The sequence below is a fragment of the Amycolatopsis sp. NPDC001319 genome (genome assembly GCF_042896185.1).
Classification (GTDB): Bacteria; Actinomycetota; Actinomycetes; order Mycobacteriales; family Pseudonocardiaceae; genus Amycolatopsis.
The window spans coordinates 215,838-235,282 of the sequence record NZ_JBIAWY010000001.1; the positions used below are offsets into that span (position 1 = coordinate 215,838).

Genomic DNA, 19,445 nt, shown 5'->3' on the forward strand with positions numbered 1-19,445 from the left:
TCAGCGGTGGATCAGCAGCACCGAGGACTGATCGGGCGGCAGGGGGACGGCGCGCTGCAGCAGCCAAGACCCGTCTTTGCCGGCACGGACGGTGCCCAGGGCGACCACGGCAGCCGAGCGGCCGAACCCGGTCAGCACGATCCGGTCGCCTTCGTGCAGCGCGCCCGCACCGGCCGGGATGACGGTCGTCGGGCCACCGGTGCCGATCACCGTCACGGACTCGCCGGACGCCGTCACCGTGCGCAGACCCCAGGGTCCCGACAGCTCGTCCGGGTTCGACTTCAAGAGCGCGAAGTCGTCGAGCCCGGTGGTGATCACGCCGACGAACCCGGCCTGCGTCGCGACCACGTCGCCGGGCTTCGCATCGACACCGGAGATGCCGAACTGTGCCGCGGCCCCTGCGCGCACGACGGTCCCCGTCGAGACCGCCGGGTCGTGCGCCGAGCTGGTGAGCGTGCCGAAGACGGGGTGCTGCGGGTTTCCGGTGGCCAGCGAGGTGTTCCACGCGGCCGCGGTGGGTGGGAGCTTCGCGGTCGCGAGGCCGTCGCCTACCTGGGTCTCGCCGGAGGTGAACCTCGCCGTGTCCACTTGCGGAGCCGTCACCGCGACGCCCGTGGCCGGGCCGCCGTCCGGCGCCGAAGCGACAAAGCCGTACGCCGGAGCCGTGAGCTGTGCCGAAGGGACGGTCAGCTGCGCCTGAACCCGCAGCTCAGGCCCGGTGAGGAACGCCAGCCGGACGCCACCGTCGCGCTCCTGGCGGCGGAGCACGACGATCGGGCCCACCTCCGGCCGGCTGCCCGCAAACACCACCTGCGCCGCCGGCCCACCCCAGCCCCACCGCGCGCGCTCGATCACGGCCACGTTCCCGGCCAGCGACCCCCGCGCGGGCCACTGCGTCACCGGCACGGCCTGGACCTGCGACGACGTGGTCTGCGTGGTGACGACCGTCGCCGCACCCAGCGCGAGCACCACCGCAGCGGCCGCGGCCCCGACCAGCGCCCGCTGCCTGCGTCGGGCCCGCGTCCCGAGCACCCGCCGTGCCATCCGAGCCGCGTCCCCCGGCTCCGGCGGAGCCAGCGTGGTCTCGCCGAGCTCCCGGAGAACGGTGTCGGTGAACTCCTGCTGCCTCAACGCGGTCCCCTCCCGCTCGCCGCCGGACTCGGCTCGTGCGTGGCCTCCCACAACTCCCGCAGCCGGGCCAGCCCGCGCGCCGTCGACGACTTCACCGTCCCGACGCCGCAACCCAGCAGCCGAGCGGTCTCCGCCTCGCCGAGGTCCAGGTAGAACCGCGCCGCCAGCACCGCCCGCATCCGCGGCGGCAGCTGCCACAGCAGCGCGACCATCTCCGACCGGCCCGCCGATACCGCGAACGCGTCTCCCCCGGCCTCGACGTCTGCCCCGGCGATCGGCATCAGCCGCTCGCGTCGGCGACGGTCGCGGCGAGCGAGGAAAACACGGAACAACGCCTGCCGCGCGTAGGCGCGTTCGTGCTCGATGTCCGCGCGGCCGACGTGCTTGACCAGCCGCAGCAGCGCGTCGTGCACCACGTCCTCGGCCTCGCCGCGGTCGCCGGTCAGCACGAGCGCGTAGCGGAACAGCTCGTCGTAGTGCTGCTCGACGAAAACCTCGAACCCGCGCACGCCCACCGCCCTCCGCTACCTGACGCCCCCTTGGATCACGGAGGACACCGGAAAGTTGCCTGGGCGGCCGAACTCGGGCCGGCGAGTCACTCGGCGGGCTGCCACACCCAGTTCTGCCGCTCGTAGGCCACCTGGAAGCCCAGGTCGAGCATGTTGTGCAGCGACGAATTGTGCTCACCCTCGGCCTCGGCACCGGTTTCGGCGACGAGCAGGCTGCAGCCCAGCTCGGCCGCAAGCCGGGCGCGGGCGGCGAGGAGCTCCGTCTGCCCGCCGCGGTTGCGGGCGTGCTCGGCGACCGCGCCGCCGAACATCTGGCCGATCTCGCCCTGCCGGTACATCATCGCGGTGCCGACCATCTCGTCCTCGAGCCACACGGCGAACGGGTGGCAGTTCGGCTCGGCGGCCGACGCGGCGAACATCTCCGCGAAGTGCTCTTCGGGCATGCCGAAGACGCTCAGCATCAACGCCGCCCACCGGTACAGGTCACCGCGTTCGACCGGCGCGATCCGGATGCCGTCGGCCGGCCTGCGCTCGTCGTCGTCGGCACGGGCCACGACCTCGTCGACGGGGGCGACGAGCTTGGCCCACGACGACGTGGTCGTCAGCCCCTCGCGCGCGCAGATCTCGGCCCAGTCGTCCGGAATCACCGACGGCGCAAGCTGCAACGTGGCGCGACGCGTGCCTGCCGCGCGGTAGAACGCGCACACCTCGGCGATCAGCTCCGCGGTGACGGGCTCCTCGCGGCCGAAACCGAGCGCCTTGCTCCAGTAGTCCGTCGGGTCGTTGCGCACCGCCAGCACCACCGCACCGCCGAGGCGGGTGGCCGTCATGCCGAGCGCGGAACGCACCGTCTCGGGACCGCCGGTCTCGAGCTGGAACAGCGCTTCCGCCTCGGAATCCTCGATCGCCAGCGGCGGGTCGACCTTGATCACCAGGTCACCCTACTGCGCGCCGGACCCCGGATCAGATGTCGAGCATGAAAGGCACCTCGACTTGTGCCCGATCGGACATCCACTCGCGCAACGCCTTGGTGGCCAGCACGTCGTCCTCGTTGTACTGCAGGAGACGCTCGCGCTGGGTGTCGTCGGGGGTTTCGCCGTCCATGCCCACGGCGTCGCGGTACCAGCGCATCGACGCTTCGCCGCCGGCCTCCGCGTCGCGCCACTGGAAGCCCGCGACGGGGGCGATCACCTTGAGGCCCTTGCCGCGCGAGCACAGGAACTGGTCGGTGACGCTGCGGAAGAGATCCACCCACTCGTCGGAGTCCACAAAGGACTGCACGTCCTTCTTCGCCGGGATCCCCGGGTGGTCGCCGAAGCGCTCGACGGAGCCGAACAGCCAGCGGTTCTCCGCCAGCGCGTTGTAGCAGTAGGCGCGGAACGTGAGCCCGGCCGCCAGCGTGCGGTCGCGCACGTCGGTGAACCACGCCCAGAACTCCGCGAACGAACGCGCTTCGTCCGTGGTCGGTAAGGGCTCCCAGGTGGCGAAGGCGCGGTAGCCCCGCTCGACGCCGATGTCGGCACCCGAGAGCAGCGTGCCCCACAGGTACGCGCCGGCGTCGCCGAAGCTCTCCATGTCGACGTCGACCTCGACGTCGCCGCGCGGCACCTCGACCAGCGGCGTGCGGCGCACCACCGTGAGGTCGGCCAGCCACGCGCGCGCGAGCATGATCGCGTCGGCGAACGTGCCGCCGGTCCAGTTCATCGGCGGTGCCTCGGCGGCCGGATCGAGCGCGGCCAGCTTGTCCACAGTGGACACGCCGGCCCGGCGCAGCTCGCCGGCGTCCTCGCCGCGCACCACGAGGCTGACGTCGCGGGTCTCGGTGAGCTGCGCCTCGCACGTAGGCCAGAACGGGCAGCGCCGGCACTCCAGCACTCGCGAGGGTTGGGCCAGCGGTTCGCCTTCGGTCGCGGCCGCGGTGGCGACGGCGAGCCGGTCGGCGAAGCGCGCGTCGTACTCCGCCAGCGCGCTGCGGCCGCCGGGCCAGGTGCCGGCGGTGAGGTCGTGCCAGACCACCACGTCGGCGTCGAGCCCGATGACCCCGCCGACGGCGCGGCCGGTCTCGGCGCGCCCGTACGTCTGCAGCATCCGCCGCAGGTGCGCGAGCCTAAGCTGGTCGCGCGGCTGCGAACGGACCTTGCGCGTCTCGTCCGGCGTGCGGTGCGCCGGGTCGAGGTCGGTCAGCCCGGTGGTCGGCGCACCCTGGCCGCGGTCGGTGATGCGGTGGCGCACCACGAGCACCGGCACGTACCCGGTCGCGGTGCGCACGAGCAGGTCGACGCCGCCGCGCCGGTGCCCGACCGGGTCGGCCCGCAGCAGCGGGCCCCAGATGAACCGCGCGCCCTCGGCGAAGGCCTCCTCCGTGAGCCGCACGCGGTCGGCCGCGGGCAGGTCACGCGGGATGCGCACCCAGGTCGCGCCGGCCGCCTGATGGTTCTCGGCATCAGAGCCCTCGACGTCGGTGGTCGCGTCGATGAGGCGCTGCAGGATCGCCTCGCGGTGCGCCGTCGCGTCGGCGATCCGCTGCTGCGCCGTCGGATCCGGCGGCGGCAGCGGGACGTCGCGCATCGCGGGGTCGTGCTCCAGATGCACACGACGACGGCAGCGACTGACCGCTCCGGCGTCGAGCAGCACCTCGTTACCCATGACGATCACCTTATCCGCCCCCACCGACAGAACTGCCTTTCCGTGCTGCGAGCCGACATGCCCGGCCCTGCTCGGACCAGTAAGTTCGACCCCGACGAGTAGCAGGAGGTGGGCCATGGCGCGCAAGGCCAAGCAGGACGCGGGTGAAGCTCGGATCACCCCGAAGAAGGCGAAGAACGCGATCGCGGTGGCCAAGGTGCTCGGCCCGGCCGTGATCCCGGTCGTCGCGCCGTACGCGGTGCGCGCGGCGGGCGCGGCCCGGGAGATGTACGACCGCTACCAGGCGCGCAAGCTCGGCGTCGCCGTCGACCAGCTCGGCGAGTTCTCCGGCCGCGGTGCCGCGCTGCACGCGCGGATCGCCGGTCTCGTGCAGGGGCTGGGCGAGCTCAGGAAGTCGAGCAAGGCCACCGACGCCGACGCGAAGTTCGCGACCGACACCCAGGGCACCCTCGAACAGCTGTCGGCCACGGTCCGCGCGGCCGAGCGGATGCCCGCCGCCCGGCGCAAGGCCGCGCACCGCGCGGTCGCGAGCGAGCTCGACTCCCTGGAGGAACAGCTGCTGCACCGGCTCGGCGTCTGAGCGCGAGCCGGGCCGCTCACCCGAAGTGGTGAACGGCCCGGCTTCGGCCGTTTCGACAAGCAGACTCAAGACGGCAGCGGAATCCACTTGTGCGACCACGCGACCACGGCGTCGAGGACCGGCTCCAGGTCCTGGCTCTTCGCCGTGAGGTGGTACTCGACCTGCAGCGGCGTGGCGGTGAGGACGCGCTTCTCCAGCAGGCCGTCCTCCTCCAGCTTCCGCAGCCGCTGCGTCAGCATCGTGTCGCTGATGCCGGGCACCGCGGCCTTGATCAGGGCGTAGCGGTGGTGACCGGTGAAGACCGCCCGCAGGATCGCGCCCGTCCAGCGCGTGCCGATCAGCTCGATCGCCGCGTGGAAGCGCGTGCACACGCGGTGGGCTTCCTCCGCCTGCCGGTCCACGGCCATTCCCTCAGTCGCCCGAGCGAAGCGGCGCCAGCGACGCGGTGACCCGCACCAGCTCGTCGAACATGGCCTTGGCCGAGGTCTTCACGATCTCGTTGGGCACGAACTCGCCCTCGTCGCTGATGAACTGCTGCACGAACGGCACCGACACCGCGTCGAAGACCGGGGTCATGCGCAGCGTCGTCACGACCTGCTTGATCTGCTGCACCGCGCGCGTGCCGGCCGCGACGCCGCCGTAGCTGACCAGGCCGACGGCCTTGTACTTCCACTCGTTGTGCAGGTAGTCGATGGCGTTCTTCAGCTCGGCGTTGTAGCCGTAGTTGTACTCCGGCATCACGAAGACGAACGCGTCCGCTTCGGACACCTTGGCGCTCCAGTCCTTCGTGTGCTGGTGCTCGTACTGACCGAGGCGCGGGTGCTTCGGTTCGTTGAAGAACGGCAGGTTGACCACGGCGAGGTCCACGAGCTCGACGTCGAAGCCGCCGTGCTCGATCGCCGCGGCCTCCGTCCACTTCGCCACCGGCAGGCCCACGCGGCCCGGTCGCGTGCTCGCCAGGATGATCTCAAGCTTCGGCAACGCCGTCGCCTCCTCCCGGCCCGGCAGAACGCGGGCCGCTCGACTAAGGAATCCTGAGCAACTTAGCATTCCTTAGTGAACGACCCGCGTCCGACCGGTTACTTGATGAACCCCTTGTCGAGCATCCACTGGTGCGCGACCACGCCGGCGTCCTTGCCGTCGACGTCGACCTGCTTGCACAGCTGCACCATCTGCTCGTTGTCGATCGCCGCGGTCACCTTCTCGAGCGGGCCCCGCAGCGCGGGGTGCTGGTTCAGGAAGTCCGTGCGCATCGTCACCGCGGCGTTGTACTGCGGGAACGCCTTCTTGTCGTCCTCCAGCACGCGCAGGTTGAGCCCCGAGATCCGGCCGTCGGTGGTGAACACCTCGCCGACCGGGCACGTGCCGTTGGCCACGGCTGAGTAGATCGTGCCGATGCCGAAGTTCTCGATCTTCGGGTTCTGGAAGCCGTACGCCTTGACCGCCGCCGGGAAGCCGTCCTGGCGGCTGGTGAACTCCGTCTCCAGGCAGAACCGCGCCTGGTCGGGCTTCTGCTTGAGGAAGTTCGCCAGGTCGGTGGTGGTCTTGAGGTTGTTCTGCTTGGCGTACGCCTCCGTCGTGGCGAACGCGTACTGGTCGTTGAGCGGCGAGTACTTGAGCCAGGTGATGCCGTTCTTCTCGGCGTCGGCCTTCGCGGTCGCGTCGTACTGCGCCTGCTCGCCGCCCGGCACCGGCAGCTCGTTGCCCTGGTAGTTGATCCAGCCGGTGCCGGTGTACTCCCACGTGACGTCGGTCTGGCCGTTGAGCAGCGCCTGGCGCGACGAGTTGGACCCCTTGATGTCGGTGAGGTCCACGACGTCGGCGCCGGCGGCGCTCAGCGCCATCTCCGCCATGTAGCCCAGGATGATGTTCTCGGTGAAGTCCTTCGACCCCACCACCACGCGCACACCCTGCACGCCGGGGATCGGCTGGATGGAACCGGGCTGGATCGAGTACGGCACGGACGTGTTGAGGTCGAGCCCGCACGCCGAGAGCGTCCCGGCGAGCAGCGCCGCCCCCGCGAGGACGCCCGCCTTCTTGAGGACGTTCATCAGCGCAGCCCCTTCGGCCCGAAGTACTGTTCCGCGACCGCGCCCAGCCAGTCGACCAGCAGCGCCAGCGCGACGGCCAGCACGGAGCCGGTGATCAGCACCTTGGTGAGGTTGAGCTTGTAGCCGGTGTCGATCAGCAGGCCGAACCCACCGGCGTTGACGAACATCCCGAACGTCGCGGTCCCCACGGCCAGCACGAGCGACGTGCGCAGACCGGCCAGGATCAGCGGGATCGCCAGCGGGAACTCCACGCGCCACAGCACGGCCGACGAGGACATCCCGATGCCGCGCCCTGCGTCGATCAGCGCCGGGTCCACCTGCTGCAGGCCCACCATCGTGTTCCGCAACACCGGCAGCAGCGAGTAGAACGCCAGCGGCAGCGCCGCGACCCACAGCCCGCCGACGGCGCCGGTGACGATGAACCACAGCACCAGCACACCCAGCGCGGGCGCGGCCTGGCCGATGTTGGCGACCGCGAGGAAAACGGGCGCGAGGAACCGCGCCCACCGCCGCGTGACCATGACTCCGAGCGGCACGGCCACGAGCACCACGAGCACCACCACGACCAGCGTCATCGCGACGTGGTCGCGCAGCGCGGTGAGCAGCGAAGTGGCATTGAGCGTGGTCGCCTCGGTGGCGGTGACGCCGGTGCCGAACACCCAGCCGAGCGTGACCGCGACCAGCACGACCACGGCGATGGGCTGCGCGAACAGGCGGAAGCGCTCCGCGCCGCGGGAGCCGGATTCGGTGGAGAAGCCCGCTTCGACGACTGCTGTCACTGCGTCACACCCCCGACCGTCTCGTGATCGTCGGCGTGCTCGTCGCGCAGCTGCTGGATCGTGTTGATCACGGTGTCCAGCTCGATCGTGCCGGCGAACTCGCCGCGCGCGCCGGTGACCGGCACCGAACCACCCTCGGCGAGCATGGCCTCCAGGGCGTCCTGCAGCGTCGACTGCAGGCTCACGATGTCGCGCAACGGCTTGCCCGCGTCGGCGAGCGAGGTCGCCGCGGTGAGCTGGCGCCGGTGCACCCAGCGCGTGGGACGGCGGCGCCGGTCGAGGACGAGCACGAAGTGCTTGCGCTGGTCGTCGAGCTTGCGCGCGATGTCGGCCGGGTCTTCGTCCTCGGCCGCGGTGAGCGCGTCCTGCTTCAGCTCGACGTCGCGTACGCGCAGCAGGGTCAGCTGCTTGAGCGAAGCGCCGGCGCCGACGAAGCCGGCGACGGTGTCGTCGGCCGGGTTGGCGAGGATCGCGTCCGGGGTGTCGTACTGCAGGATCTTCGACTCGTTGCCGAGGACCGCGATCTTGTCGCCGAGCTTCACGGCCTCGTCGAAGTCGTGCGTGACGAACACGATCGTCTTCTTGAGTTCGGTCTGCAGCCGCAAGAGCTCGTCCTGCAGATTGCCGCGCGTGATGGGGTCCACGGCGCCGAACGGCTCGTCCATCAGCAGCACCGGCGGGTCGGCCGCGAGCGCGCGGGCCACGCCGACGCGCTGCTGCTGGCCACCGGAGAGCTGGCGCGGGAAGCGGTCGCGGAAGTCGGCCGGGTCAAGGCCGACCAGGTCCATCATCTCCTCGACGCGCGAGGAGACCCGCTTCTTGTCCCAGCCGAGCAGCCCCGGCACCACGCCGATGTTCTGCGCCACGGTGAAGTGCGGGAACAGCCCGGCCTGCTGGATCGCGTAGCCGATGCGGCGGCGCAGGGTGTCGACGTCGAGCTTCAGCGCGTCCTCGCCGCCGATCGTGATGCGCCCGGAGGTGGGCTCGATCAGCCGGTTGATCATCCGCATCGTGGTCGTCTTGCCACAGCCGGACGGGCCGACCAGGACGACGATCTTGCCGGCGGGCACGACCATCGAGAAGTCGTCGACGGCGGGCGCGCGCGTGCCCGGGTAGCGCTTGGTGACGTGTTCCAGTTCGATTTCGGCGCCGGAGACATGGTCGTCGGCAGCGTGGTCTTCGAAAGCGTGCTCAGCCACGGAGCCCCCTCGGTACGGTCAATCGCTTGATCAGGACGTAGATGGCGTCGAGCACGAGCGCGAGGATCACGACGCCGACGGTGCCCGTGAGGGCCTGGTTGAGCGAGTTGGCGCTGCCCGCGTTGGTGAGGCCCGAGAAGACCTCGGATCCGAGGCCGGGGCCCTTCGCGTAGGCCGCGATCACCGCGATGCCCATCAGCATCTGCGTCGCGACGCGCATGCCGGTGAGGATCGCGGGCCACGCCAGCCGCAGCTCGACGCGGGTGAGCACGGAGAACCGGCCCATCCCGATGCCGCGCGCGGCATCCGTCACCGCTGGGTCGACGCCCGCGAGGCCGACGATCGTGTTCCGCACGATCGGGAGCAGGCCGTAGAGCACCAGCGCGATGACCGCGGTGGTGGAGCCGAGCCCCGAGAGCGGGATCAGCAGCCCGAGGAGGGCGAAGGAGGGAACGGTCAGGATCGTGCTGGCCAGCGCCGTGGCGACAGCCGAGCCGATGGGACTGCGGTACACCACGATGCCGATCGCCACACCCAGTACGGCGGCGAGGATCGTGCACTGCACGACCATGCTCGTGTGCAGGTACGCCTGCAGCCACAACCGGTCCCACCGGTCCGAGATGTACTCGAAGAGGTTCATGCGTATTCGTTCTCCTGCCGCTAGTGAGGAGCCCCAGACGTCACCCGTTCGGAGTAGCTCATCAACCGGGAGGGTGACTACCCAGAACGAACGCGGACCAAACCTCCTGTCTCACCGTTGGTCAGACCACCGTTTCGCATCCTGAGACGATCGGCAACCGAAGCGAGCGGCCTGGCCGGGCGGTCGCCACCTGATCGCAACGCTGCGACCAGCATTTACTTGAACGTTCACCGAGACCGTGCTCACAGGCCGGGAGTGCTCGATCACCCGCCGGAGTGCCGATAAACTGCTGTTCGTGAGCACCCGGACCCGGCACCGCGGCGCGTTGGCCGCTGCGCGCGGCGGGCTGCTCGCGGCCAGTTCGGCGTCACTCGCGGTGACCGCCCACGGCGTCGCCGACGGCGGGCTGCCCGACCCGGCGCTCACGGTCCTGCTCACCGGTCTGCTCGGCTGGACGGGCACCGCGCTCGCGGGCAAGGCCCGCGGCCGCCTCGCGACCATCGCCGTGCTCGGTGCCGGCCAGCTGGTGATGCACCTGGTGCTGACGACGCTCGCGGGCCACGACGGCCACCCGGCCGCGGGCTGGGCGAGCGGCTGGACGATGACGGCTTCGCACGCCGTCGCCACGCTCATCACCGCCCTGCTGCTGGCTCGCGCCGACGCGCTGCTGCTGGCCGTGCTCCACGTGGTGCGAGCGGTCCTGCCGCTCCTCACACCGCCACAGCCCGTGCCCGCCGGCGCGGCCGTGGCACTCCCGCCGCGACCGTCGCGGTCCGTGGCGATCCTCGACGTCGAGCTGCGGCGCGTCCGCGGCCGGCGCGGGCCTCCGGCACTGCCCTGAACCCGATTTCCCTTTTCCCTCACCGGTGGAGCCCCCGAAGGCTCTCCACCGGATCACCCCCTGTTCAGGAGCAGTTGTGTCCCATCACGTCTTCAAGCGCGCCGGTGTGCTGGCCGCCACCGTCGGCATCACCGGCCTGCTCGGCGCCGGCATCGCGTCGGCCCACGTCACCGCCAACGTCTACGGCGCCCCGGCGACCCAGGGCGGGTACGGCGCGATCTTCTTCCGCGTTCCCAACGAGGACGCGAAGCTCGGCACCATCGGGCTCGAAGTGGACTTCAAGCCGGAGTACGGCATCGGCAGCGTGAGCACCAAGCCGATCCCGGGCTGGACCGCGCAGGTCACCAAGTCGACGCTCCCCCAGCCGGTGACCACCGCGTCGGGCACGAAGATCACCGAAGCCGTCACCAAGGTCGTCTGGACCGCCGACGCCGGCACCAAGATCGGGCAGAACCAGTTCCAGGAGTTCGAGGTCAGCGCCGGCCCGCTGCCGGCGAACGTGGACCAGCTCGAGTTCCCCGCCATCCAGACCTACGAGGCCGGCAAGGTGGTGTCGTGGAACGAAACCGCGACCGCCGGCGGTGAGGAGCCGGAACACCCGGCGCCCACCATCAAGCTCGCCGCCAAGAGTGGCGGGGATGAGCACGCCGGCATGACCGCGTCGACCACGAACGCCGAAACGCAGGCGGCCGCGGTCGATTCCTCCGACAGCACCGCCCGTTGGCTCGGCGGCGCCGGCCTCGTCGTCGGCGCGCTCGGGCTCGGCTTCGGCGTCGGAGCCATCACGCGCTCGCGGCGCACCGGAAACACCGAAGGAACCAAGTAAATGCGGAAAGCGCTCCTCGCGCTGGCGATCACCGGGGTGGCCCTGCTGGGCACGGCCACCCCGGCGCTGGCGCACAACGTGCTGATCAGTTCCAACCCGGCCGACGGCGCATCGCTGGCCACCGGTCCGGCGAAGGTCACGCTGACGTTCGACCAGTACGTGCAGAACGCCGACGTGAACCAGATCGCGGTGACCGGACCCGACGGGAACCAGTGGGCCGAAGGCCCGGTGACCGTGGAGAACAACGTGATCAGCGCACCGCTGCGGCCGCTCGGCCCGGCGGGCAAGTACACGGTCGGCTACCGGATCCTGTCGGCCGACGGGCACCCGGTGTCGGGCGAGATCCCGTTCACCCTCACCAAGGCGGGCTCGGGTACGCCGGCGAAGGTCGACGCGGCCAAGGCGTCCGGGGCACCGGCCGCCGGTACGTCGGCGACGTCCTCGACGTCCAGCTCGACCGGGATTCCCATCTGGGTCTGGATCGCGGGCGCGGTGGTGCTGCTCGCGATCGGGCTCACCGTCGCGCTGCGCACCGGGCGTGAGCCGAGCCAGGAGAAGACGAAGCAGTGACGAGAGCCGAGACCACCTCGACGGTCCGCTGGTCCACGCTGCTCTGCGTGGTCACGGCGGGCCTGCTGGGCGCGCTGATCGGCGTCGCGCTCACGGCGTCGGCACCCATCCCGGGTGTGGTGGAGCCCAGCGAGGTGGTCTCGGCCGCCATCCCGATCGTGCGCGTGCTGATGGACCTGGCCGCGGTCGCCACGATCGGGCTGGGCCTGCTTTCGGTGATGGTCGGCTACGACCGGCCGAAGCTCACCGAGCCGATCATGCGGCGGGCGCGGCCGGCCGCCGTCGCCGCCGCGTTGATCTGGTCGGCGAGCTCGGTGGTCGCGCTGATCCTGCAGACCGCGGAGTACAAGCCGGGCAAGTCGACGCTGACCGCGAGCGACATCGGCGCGTACATCGCCGAAGTCGGCGCGGGCAAGGCGCTGGTGATCGTCGCGGTGCTGGCGCTGCTGCACGCCGGGCTCGGGTTCCTCGCGCTGCGCCAGGGCGAGAAGGTGCCGGCCGAGGTGCGCGTGGGCGTCGGCATGTTCGCGCTGCTGCCGCTGCCGGTGACCGGCCACGCGTCCAACTCGTCGTGGCACGACTACACGATGATCTCGATGGAGCTGCACGTGATGAGCGCCGTCGCCTGGTGCGGCGGCCTCGGCGCGATGATCGTGCTGCTCGCGACGAACCGCACGCTGCTGGCCCACGCGCTGCCGCGGTTCTCCAAGCTGGCGACGCTGTGCCTGGCCGTCTCGGCGGTGACCGGCGTGTTCAACGGCGCCGTCGAGATCCTGGCCAACCCGACCATCAGCTTCTGGGCGGGTGTGTTCACGACGCCGTACGGGCAGCTGGTGCTGCTGAAGATCGCGTGCACCGGGGCGATCGCGCTGCTCGCGGCCAACCTGCGCTGGCGGCTGATGCCGCAGATCGTGCGCCACAACCGCACGGCGATCGCGTCGTGGGCGACGCTTGAGCTCACGGTCATGGGGCTGGCGTTCGGCTTCGCCGTCGTGCTGACACGGGCGCCGGTCGCGGTCTCCTGAAGCCGATTTCCTCGAAATCCCACTGTTTCCCAGCTCATTACCCGTTGGTTCTCACCGCACGTAGCTGCAAGTTGCACCACGGGAGTAGCAGTCCTCCGTTAGAGGCGATCGGCCGCACCGAATTTTCTACTGGCGCGGAGACCCCGCAAGCGATCTTCGGGGAAGCGACGAGTGGTCCTCTTCAGGCGTCGAATGCACGTGCAGCAGCTCATGAATGTGGCGCGGGCCACTAGTGCCGGTCAGCGGTAGCGCGTCCAGCCGGCGGCCGTGCGGCCGTGGCGGAGGTCGTCGAGACGGCGGTGCAGCTCGGGGCGCACCTGCGGGTGGCTGCGCAGGATCGGCAGCACGCTGGTGGTGAGCTTCAGCTCGCGCACGGCGCGCAGCACCGGGAAGCCCGACCAGGCCGTGACGTCGAAGCCGTACGCGCGGGAAAACTCCTCGTAGCGGCCCGGCGGGTCCCCGAACCGCTCACGGCCCACGGCCAGCGGCGTGAGATCCCACTCCGGCGGGCCGACGCAGGACGAGTCGAAGTCGCACAGCACGGGGCCGTCCGGGCCGGGAATCACGTTGCCGGGGTAGGCGTCGCCGTGGACGAAGCCTCTGGCCAGCGGGAAGTCCAGCTCGGCCAGCTGCGCCTCGACCTCGGCGCAGCGCTCCAGCAGGAACCGCCGGTCGTCGTCGGCGAGCTCCTCGGCGTCGGACACCCGGGCGCGCACCGCGTCGAACGGCGCCCACTCGGCGAGCCCGGCGGGCGGCGGCAGCGCGTGGACCCGGCGCAGCAGCCCGGCCAGGTCGGCGGGCGTGGGCGGGCGCCCGACGGACGGGACCTCGTGCCACGCCGTGACCAGGTGCGCCCCGGCGTGCATGGGCTGGCCGATGCCTTCCAGCAGGCGGATCGCGGGAATGTCATGGCGCGCGAAGTGCTCCGCGACGCACACGACCGTGCCGACGCGGTGCCGAAGCCTGGTCGAGCCGACGATCCGGACCACGACCGGGGCCGTGGCCAGCACGTACACCGCGTTGTTGGTGAACCGCAGCAGCCGCGCGCCGGCCGGGTCCAGGCCCAGCAACGCGCACGTTTCGGTCAGCGCTTCCCGCAGCTTCGCGGGCGTGAACCGGCCGCCGACGTCAGGCGGCGTAGAAGATCTTGAGCCGGTCGGCGAGATCACGGGCGTCACCGTTGTTGCGTCGACGCTCGGCCTCCACCTGCAGCGGGCGCAGGCGGTCCTTCACGCGCTCCGACTTGATGCTCTCGGCGTAGTCGATGGCCTTGCTGCCCACCTTGGCGCCGTGGTCGAGATCGCCGTCGAGCAGGTGGTTGGTGGCCAGCGCGCTGAGCATGAACGTCTTGCTGCGCGCCATGTCGTCGGTGTAGGAGTCGACGGCCCTGGTCAGGGCCGGGATGGCGTACTTGGTGTGCTCGGGGTTCTTCTGCGCCAGCACGGTGTGCACGGTGCCGGTCATCGCGTAGACGTCGGTCTCGTTGAAGAACTTCACCCACGACTCGGCGTTGGCGATGTCGGCGCGCGCGAACTCGTCCTTGCTGCGGCCGAGCAGCTTCGTGGCCTGCTCCTCGTTGCCCATCATCGCGTAGGCCCAGGCCTCGTTGGCGCAGAGCACCGCGACGGCGAGCTCGGAACCCGACTCCTGGGCGGCGATCTGGCCGAGCTGGAAGAGCTTCAGCGCGTCGTTGGGGGCGTCGTTGTGCAGGTAGACGCGGCCCATGCGGTAGAGGACGTTGGCGACGAGCGGGTGGCTGTCACCCTGCTTGGCCAGGTCGAGCGCGTTGGCGAAGTGGCCGCGGGCGGAGTCCATCAGGCCGGTGTCGAACGAGGTCCAGCCGGCGAGGCTGTGCAGGTCGGCGAGCGCGACGAACAGGCGCTGCTTCACCGCTTCGGTCGCGGTGGACTCGAGCATCTGCTGGCCCCAGGACAGCTGCGCCACCACGGCGTCGCGGCAGAACCCGCCACCGTACTGGTAGTCGAGCGCGCGAAGCGCCCTCGTCGCCGCCTCCACCTGGCGGACGTCGGTCGTGCCGATGCGCCCGGGTGCGGGCGTTCGCGCGGGGGCCGCGGACCACGTCCCCGATTCCTGACCGAACACCGCCGCACCCATCGTGACCTGGGCGGCGTGCGCGAGGAACCTCCGTCGCTTCACGGACTCGTCCTCCTCAGCCTGCCGGCCGTCGGACGAACCGACGACCCGTATCGCCGTGGTCTCGTCGTACGCGAGACCCATGTATCCACGGGGGACACCCAGGCCGTCGGCGATTCTCGTGAGCACGTCGTAGGCCATGACCTGGCGACCCTTGAGGATCTCCGACACCTCGGACTGCGACTGGCCGGTCATCGCGGCGATCTGGCGCTGCGAGACACCGTGCTTGCGCAACAGGCGGTACACCGCGCTGACCTCCCGGGCCGCCAGCGCCGAGCGCATCTCCGGCTGTTCCCAGGCATCGGGCGGAACCGGGCTGCCCTGCCGGGCATCGGTGCCACCGGAAACACTGTCGCCAGCACTGGCGTCCATAACGACCCCTCACCGTCCGTTGGGCGTCGGAAGCAGACTAAGCACACCTCGAGAAGCATGTGAACCGAGCAGACAGTGTGTCTGATCGGCCCGGCCGAACTCCACTGACCGCTTACCGTGGAACCCCGCCCGGTCACCGCTATGACGCGGTTTCGACCTTCTATCGCACTCGGTTTCACTTCACTGTAGTTGTCAGATCTCCGTCACCGCCCGGACACCGGTAGCGATCACGGAGAGCGACGAAGACCGGGAGACCGGCGACGACGCGGATGTGCATCTCGCAAGGTGCACACAGGGACGAGAGAGCGGTGGAGGGCCAGTGGAGTTCGTTGACTCGCTCGCAGGAGGACATGCCGGGACCGCGATGCGGCCCTTGCGGCCCGCCCCGGGCGTGCCGGGAATCGCGACCGCGACCCGGCCGGTCACCCCCTCCGCCGCGGCCGACCCCCGCACCGCGGGTGTCCGTCACTACGAAGGCGGACAGCTGGTGTGGCGCGTGCAGTGCGGCGACCTCATCAGCCGCGAGCGCGCGGTGACGGTGTTCGTGGAGAACGACCAGGTCGTCGTCGTTTCGCCTCCCGGTGAGACCGCTCGCCTGACATCCGGTCAGCTCGGCCAGCTCAGGGCCGCTCTCAACGAAGCCGCCAAAATGGCGGAAAGGTAACGGTGAGCTCTCCATGGATCAGGTACTCGGGCAGGTCCTCCGCAACGCGGTCTGGGAACGCCTCGACATGCTGTCCGACCTGGCGACCCGCGCCGACGCCCAGTCGCTCGTCTCGGTGGCCCGCTCCGAACTGCCGCGCCTGACCGAAGGCTGGCGGGCGATGCTGCAGGCCCACGAGCCCGACGAGCGTGGTGACTGCCCCACGTGCTCCACCCGGTGGCACCGCTGCAAGGCGCCGTGCTCGGTGTGGCAGGTGGCGCACGAGCACCTCGTCGCCGGCGGCCTCGCTCCGCAGGCCCGCACGCAGGACGAGGGCCGTGCGAGCCGTCGCCGCGTCCCGAACCAGGCGCGGCGCGCGACGCCCGCCGAAACCACCGGCCGCCACGCGCTGGTGAACCCCCGGGCCGTCACGGCCTGATCCCGAGCAGGCGAGCGAGCCCCGGACCCGACTGCCCCGGTCGGACCGGCACCGGCACTCTCGCCGTGGCCGCGGGCTGGTTCGTCCGTCCCCCCGAGCGAGGCGAACCAGCCCCGGTTACCCCAGTCCCCATCGCGATTAATCGAAAATTATCACGGCAAGCTCTAGCGGACGGCGAAATCCGCCGCTAGGTTGAAGATCATCGCAGCCGGGCCAACTCCCTGGCTACGACCACAAACTCCGCGGGCCGGTGCCGTTGCACTCCCCTCCCCCGACCGGCACCGGCCCGCGGTTCCACTTCCCGGAGTTATCGGGTTTGCCCGATTACCACTCTGGTTACCGGACTGATCACCGCACGGCTTTCACTCGCGTGACGAGCACACCCGCGAGGACCGTCGCCAGCGCCGCCGCCCCGAACAGCGCCGGGTAGCCGCCGAGGAACTTGAGGATCAACGTCGTCAGCAGCGGTGCCACGACCTGGGGCAGCGAACCGGCGATGTTCACCACGCCGAGGTCCTTCGCCCGGTTCTGCGCGACCGGCAGCACCTGCGTGAGCATCGCCAGCGCCACGGCCATGTACACACCGAACCCGATGCCCAGCAGCGGCGAAGCGATCAGCGCCGCCGGCCACGTCTGCCACACCACCAGCAGCAGCGCGGCGATCGCCATCACGGCCGAGGACGCCAGGACGTACGGCTTGCGGCGGCCCGACTTGTCCGAGAAGTGCCCGGCCAGCACGGCGCCGATCACCAGCGCCACGCCGTAGAGGCCCATCATGATGAGCAGCCCGTCTTCCGGCGACGGGTAGTGCACCGCGTCCTTGAGGAAGAACAGCAGGAACAGCGTGCCGAACGCGTTGCCCAGGTTGATCATGAAGTGACAGCCCCAGGCCCACGCGAAGTCCGGGTGCTTGCGCGGCGACACCCACAGGTCGTTGAGGAACCGCCGGAACCGCGTGCTGGACCGGAACTCCCGGGGCAGGCGCGCGTCGGGCGTGCGGAACACGAACGCGCCGGCCCCGCCGAGCACGATCACCGCGCACACCGCGTACCCCAGCGGCAGGCCCGCCACGTCGAGCATCACCACGACCACCACGGCGCCGAGCACCGTGCCGAGCATCTGCGCGATGCCGACGAGCCCACCGACCTGCGCGCGCTGCCCGACCGGGACGCGGTCGGCGATGCCGCACATGAGCGTGGCGCCCAGCATGCCGTTGAGCCCGGCCTGCACGAGGCACCAGCCGATGGTCATCACGACGACGTTGGGCGCCTCGGCCAGCACCAGCAGCCCGGCCGCGCCGAGGACGGCACCCAGGACGGTCCACGGGTGGCGGCGGCCGAAGCGCGAGACCGTGCGGTCGGACAGCAGGCCGACCAGCGGGTTCGCGACGAGCGCCACCGCCGCGCCGACGCCCGTGGCCACGCCGAACACCGTTTCCTTGTTCGCGGCGTCGAGCAGCTCGGCCTGCTGCGGCAGCAGGACCTGGATCGGCGCGTAGATCCCCAGCCACATCGCGATGTTCGCGAAGAACAGCAGGCTCATCCAGCTCGGCCGCACCCGCGCGACGGGTTCGGCCAGCGCCGCCGGAAGCCGGTTGGTGGTCGTGTCACTCATGGCGGACCAGCTTTCGGTACCAGGCGAAGGAGTCCTTCGGTGTGCGGCGCTGAGTCTCGTAGTCCACGTGCACGAGCCCGAAGCGGGGTGCGTAGCCCTTGGACCACTCGAAGTTGTCGAGCAGGGACCAGACGAAGTAGCCGCGCACGTCGACGCCGGCGTTCATCGCTTCGCGCAGGGCCCGGAGGTGGCCGTCGAGGAAGTCGATGCGTTCGGGGTCGTGGACCTGGCCGTGTTCGTCGGGTGCGTCGGCGAAGCTGCAGCCGTTTTCGGTGATGTAGACGGGCGCGAGGTGCTCTCGGTAGCGGTCTTGGAACGACACCAGCAGCTCGTGCAGGCCCTGGGGCACGATCGGCGAGTCGTTGGTGGTCACCGGGTAACCCTCGACCGGGCGCAGCTCGAACGGAAGGGGATTCCCCTCGCCGGGTGCCGCGACGCCTTGGGGCTCGTAGTAGTTGACGCCGTAGAAGTCGAGCGGCTGGTGGATCGTGGTCAGGTCTTTTTCGAAGCCGCCGGGCAGGTGGGGGTGGATCTGCTCGGGATAGCTGCCGAGCAGGACCGGGTCGGCGAAGGTGCGGTTGAGGAGGGCGTCGAGCCAGGTTTTGGCGGCTTCGGTTTCGTCGTCTTCGTCGGCGGGCCAGATGGGTGAGTGGTTGTTGGCCGTGCCGACGCTCTCGGCACCGGCGGCCCGCAGCGCCTGGGTGGCGAGGCCGTGGGCGAGGTTCTGGTGGTGGGCCGTCGGGAGGGCGTCGAGCAGGAGGAACCGGCCGGGCGCGTACTCGCCGATGCCGTAGCCGTAGATCGACATGACCATGGGCTCGTTGAGCGGGATCCACAGTTTCACCCGGTCGGCGAAGCGTTCGCCGAGGATGGCGGCGTATTCGGCGAAGTGGTGGGCGGTGTCGCGGTTGAGCCAGCCGCCGTCGTCTTCGAGCGCCTGGGGCGTGTCCCAGTGGTACAGCGTGACGGCGGGCGCGATGCCGGCGGCGCAGACGTCGTCGATGAGCTTGTCGTAGAAGGCGAGGCCTTCGGCGTTGGGTTTGCCGGTGCCGGTCGGCTGGATGCGCGGCCAGGCGATGGACATCCGGTAGGCGCCCACCCCGAGTTCCGCCATCAGGGCGATGTCTTCGGAGTAGCGGTGGTAGTGGTCCGCCGCTACCTTGGCGTCCTCACCGCGGGCGATCTTGCCGTCGGTCGCGGTGAAGGTGTCCCAGATGGACGGTCCGCGGCCGGCTTCGGCCGTGGCGCCTTCGATCTGGAACGCCGAGGTCGAGACACCCCACAGGAATTCGGGCGGGAAGGTCGGATAGTCCACCGGCGGAACACACCTTTCTCATCCGGCCACCCGGTCGGGTGAACGTGAAAAGTTCTCATATGCTAGGTCGTCACTCGTCCAGGGGGAAGCCCACAAGGGCGCTAAAGTCCC

General features: G+C 70.5%; 21 protein-coding genes. 7 read left to right on the forward strand and 14 right to left on the reverse strand.

The window, feature by feature from the left end; translation table 11 throughout:
• The 4 genes from ACFY1H_RS01045 to ACFY1H_RS01060 form a co-directional block, all read right to left on the reverse strand.
• Positions 1-1,131 (reverse strand): hypothetical protein, encoded by a 1,131-nt coding sequence (locus ACFY1H_RS01045; protein ID WP_386943733.1) that lies wholly within the window; start codon positions 1,129-1,131, stop codon positions 1-3.
• A complete protein-coding gene (locus tag ACFY1H_RS01050; protein ID WP_386943735.1) occupies positions 1,128-1,640 on the reverse strand; it encodes a sigma-70 family RNA polymerase sigma factor in 513 nt (170 codons plus the stop codon). Before ACFY1H_RS01050 ends, ACFY1H_RS01045 begins: the two co-directional genes overlap by 4 nt.
• A gap of 86 nt (positions 1,641-1,726) precedes the next feature.
• The gene (locus ACFY1H_RS01055) at positions 1,727-2,572 is read right to left on the reverse strand and encodes a GNAT family N-acetyltransferase (protein WP_386943737.1); all 846 of its coding nucleotides are present in this window, start codon (positions 2,570-2,572) and stop codon (positions 1,727-1,729) included.
• Positions 2,573-2,603: 31 nt separating this feature from the next.
• A complete protein-coding gene (locus ACFY1H_RS01060; protein ID WP_386943739.1) occupies positions 2,604-4,286 on the reverse strand; it encodes a TM0106 family RecB-like putative nuclease in 1,683 nt (560 codons plus the stop codon).
• Positions 4,287-4,401: 115 nt separating this feature from the next.
• On the opposite strand from ACFY1H_RS01060, the gene ACFY1H_RS01065 reads away from it, so the two are divergent.
• Positions 4,402-4,866, forward strand: coding sequence for a DUF6474 family protein (locus tag ACFY1H_RS01065; protein ID WP_366586099.1), 465 nt, complete (start codon positions 4,402-4,404; stop codon positions 4,864-4,866).
• A gap of 65 nt (positions 4,867-4,931) precedes the next feature.
• Here the strand turns inward: ACFY1H_RS01065 and ACFY1H_RS01070 are convergent, their stop codons facing one another.
• From ACFY1H_RS01070 to ACFY1H_RS01095, 6 genes are all read right to left on the reverse strand, one after another.
• The gene (locus tag ACFY1H_RS01070; protein ID WP_366586097.1) at positions 4,932-5,267 is read right to left on the reverse strand and encodes a winged helix-turn-helix transcriptional regulator; all 336 of its coding nucleotides are present in this window, start codon (positions 5,265-5,267) and stop codon (positions 4,932-4,934) included.
• A gap of 10 nt (positions 5,268-5,277) precedes the next feature.
• On the reverse strand, positions 5,278-5,847 hold the full coding sequence (locus ACFY1H_RS01075; RefSeq protein ID WP_366586095.1) for an NAD(P)H-dependent oxidoreductase: 570 nt from the start codon (positions 5,845-5,847) through the stop codon (positions 5,278-5,280).
• Positions 5,848-5,945: 98 nt separating this feature from the next.
• Positions 5,946-6,917, reverse strand: a complete 972-nt coding sequence (locus ACFY1H_RS01080) for a glycine betaine ABC transporter substrate-binding protein (protein WP_386943742.1) — start codon at positions 6,915-6,917, stop codon at positions 5,946-5,948.
• Positions 6,917-7,696: an ABC transporter permease gene (locus tag ACFY1H_RS01085; protein ID WP_386943744.1), complete on the reverse strand. Its 780-nt coding sequence runs from the start codon at positions 7,694-7,696 to the stop codon at positions 6,917-6,919. The genes ACFY1H_RS01080 and ACFY1H_RS01085 overlap by 1 nt, the downstream gene beginning before the upstream one ends.
• Positions 7,693-8,895, reverse strand: coding sequence for an ABC transporter ATP-binding protein (locus tag ACFY1H_RS01090; protein ID WP_386943746.1), 1,203 nt, complete (start codon positions 8,893-8,895; stop codon positions 7,693-7,695). The genes ACFY1H_RS01085 and ACFY1H_RS01090 overlap by 4 nt, the downstream gene beginning before the upstream one ends.
• Positions 8,888-9,535 (reverse strand): ABC transporter permease, encoded by a 648-nt coding sequence (locus ACFY1H_RS01095; RefSeq protein WP_386943748.1) that lies wholly within the window; start codon positions 9,533-9,535, stop codon positions 8,888-8,890. Before ACFY1H_RS01095 ends, ACFY1H_RS01090 begins: the two co-directional genes overlap by 8 nt.
• A 295-nt stretch (positions 9,536-9,830) precedes the next feature.
• On the opposite strand from ACFY1H_RS01095, the gene ACFY1H_RS01100 reads away from it, so the two are divergent.
• The 4 genes from ACFY1H_RS01100 to ACFY1H_RS01115 all read left to right on the forward strand — a co-directional run bounded on the left by ACFY1H_RS01100 (position 9,831) and on the right by ACFY1H_RS01115 (position 12,797).
• The gene (locus tag ACFY1H_RS01100; RefSeq protein WP_386943750.1) at positions 9,831-10,376 is read left to right on the forward strand and encodes a hypothetical protein; all 546 of its coding nucleotides are present in this window, start codon (positions 9,831-9,833) and stop codon (positions 10,374-10,376) included.
• A gap of 76 nt (positions 10,377-10,452) precedes the next feature.
• A complete protein-coding gene (locus ACFY1H_RS01105; RefSeq protein ID WP_386943752.1) occupies positions 10,453-11,202 on the forward strand; it encodes a YcnI family protein in 750 nt (249 codons plus the stop codon).
• Positions 11,203-11,772, forward strand: coding sequence for a copper resistance protein CopC (locus ACFY1H_RS01110; protein ID WP_386943754.1), 570 nt, complete (start codon positions 11,203-11,205; stop codon positions 11,770-11,772). It abuts the gene before it with no gap.
• The gene (locus ACFY1H_RS01115) at positions 11,769-12,797 is read left to right on the forward strand and encodes a CopD family protein (protein WP_366586083.1); all 1,029 of its coding nucleotides are present in this window, start codon (positions 11,769-11,771) and stop codon (positions 12,795-12,797) included. Before ACFY1H_RS01110 ends, ACFY1H_RS01115 begins: the two co-directional genes overlap by 4 nt.
• A gap of 239 nt (positions 12,798-13,036) precedes the next feature.
• Here the strand turns inward: ACFY1H_RS01115 and ACFY1H_RS01120 are convergent, their stop codons facing one another.
• On the reverse strand, positions 13,037-13,966 hold the full coding sequence (locus ACFY1H_RS01120) for a phosphotransferase family protein (protein ID WP_386943756.1): 930 nt from the start codon (positions 13,964-13,966) through the stop codon (positions 13,037-13,039).
• Entirely contained in the window at positions 13,926-15,323 is a 1,398-nt protein-coding gene (locus ACFY1H_RS01125) for a helix-turn-helix transcriptional regulator (protein ID WP_366586079.1), read from the reverse strand. Before ACFY1H_RS01125 ends, ACFY1H_RS01120 begins: the two co-directional genes overlap by 41 nt.
• A 319-nt stretch (positions 15,324-15,642) precedes the next feature.
• On the opposite strand from ACFY1H_RS01125, the gene ACFY1H_RS01130 reads away from it, so the two are divergent.
• Positions 15,643-15,987: a hypothetical protein gene (locus tag ACFY1H_RS01130; protein WP_366586077.1), complete on the forward strand. Its 345-nt coding sequence runs from the start codon at positions 15,643-15,645 to the stop codon at positions 15,985-15,987.
• A 13-nt stretch (positions 15,988-16,000) separates the two neighbouring features.
• A complete protein-coding gene (locus ACFY1H_RS01135; RefSeq protein ID WP_360598643.1) occupies positions 16,001-16,405 on the forward strand; it encodes a hypothetical protein in 405 nt (134 codons plus the stop codon).
• A gap of 348 nt (positions 16,406-16,753) precedes the next feature.
• Here ACFY1H_RS01135 and ACFY1H_RS01140 read toward each other — a convergent pair whose 3' ends face one another.
• Positions 16,754-18,019, reverse strand: coding sequence for an MFS transporter (locus ACFY1H_RS01140; protein WP_386943759.1), 1,266 nt, complete (start codon positions 18,017-18,019; stop codon positions 16,754-16,756).
• A complete protein-coding gene (locus tag ACFY1H_RS01145) occupies positions 18,012-19,334 on the reverse strand; it encodes a GH1 family beta-glucosidase (protein ID WP_386943761.1) in 1,323 nt (440 codons plus the stop codon). The genes ACFY1H_RS01140 and ACFY1H_RS01145 overlap by 8 nt, the downstream gene beginning before the upstream one ends.
• Positions 19,335-19,445: the final 111 nt, after the last annotated feature.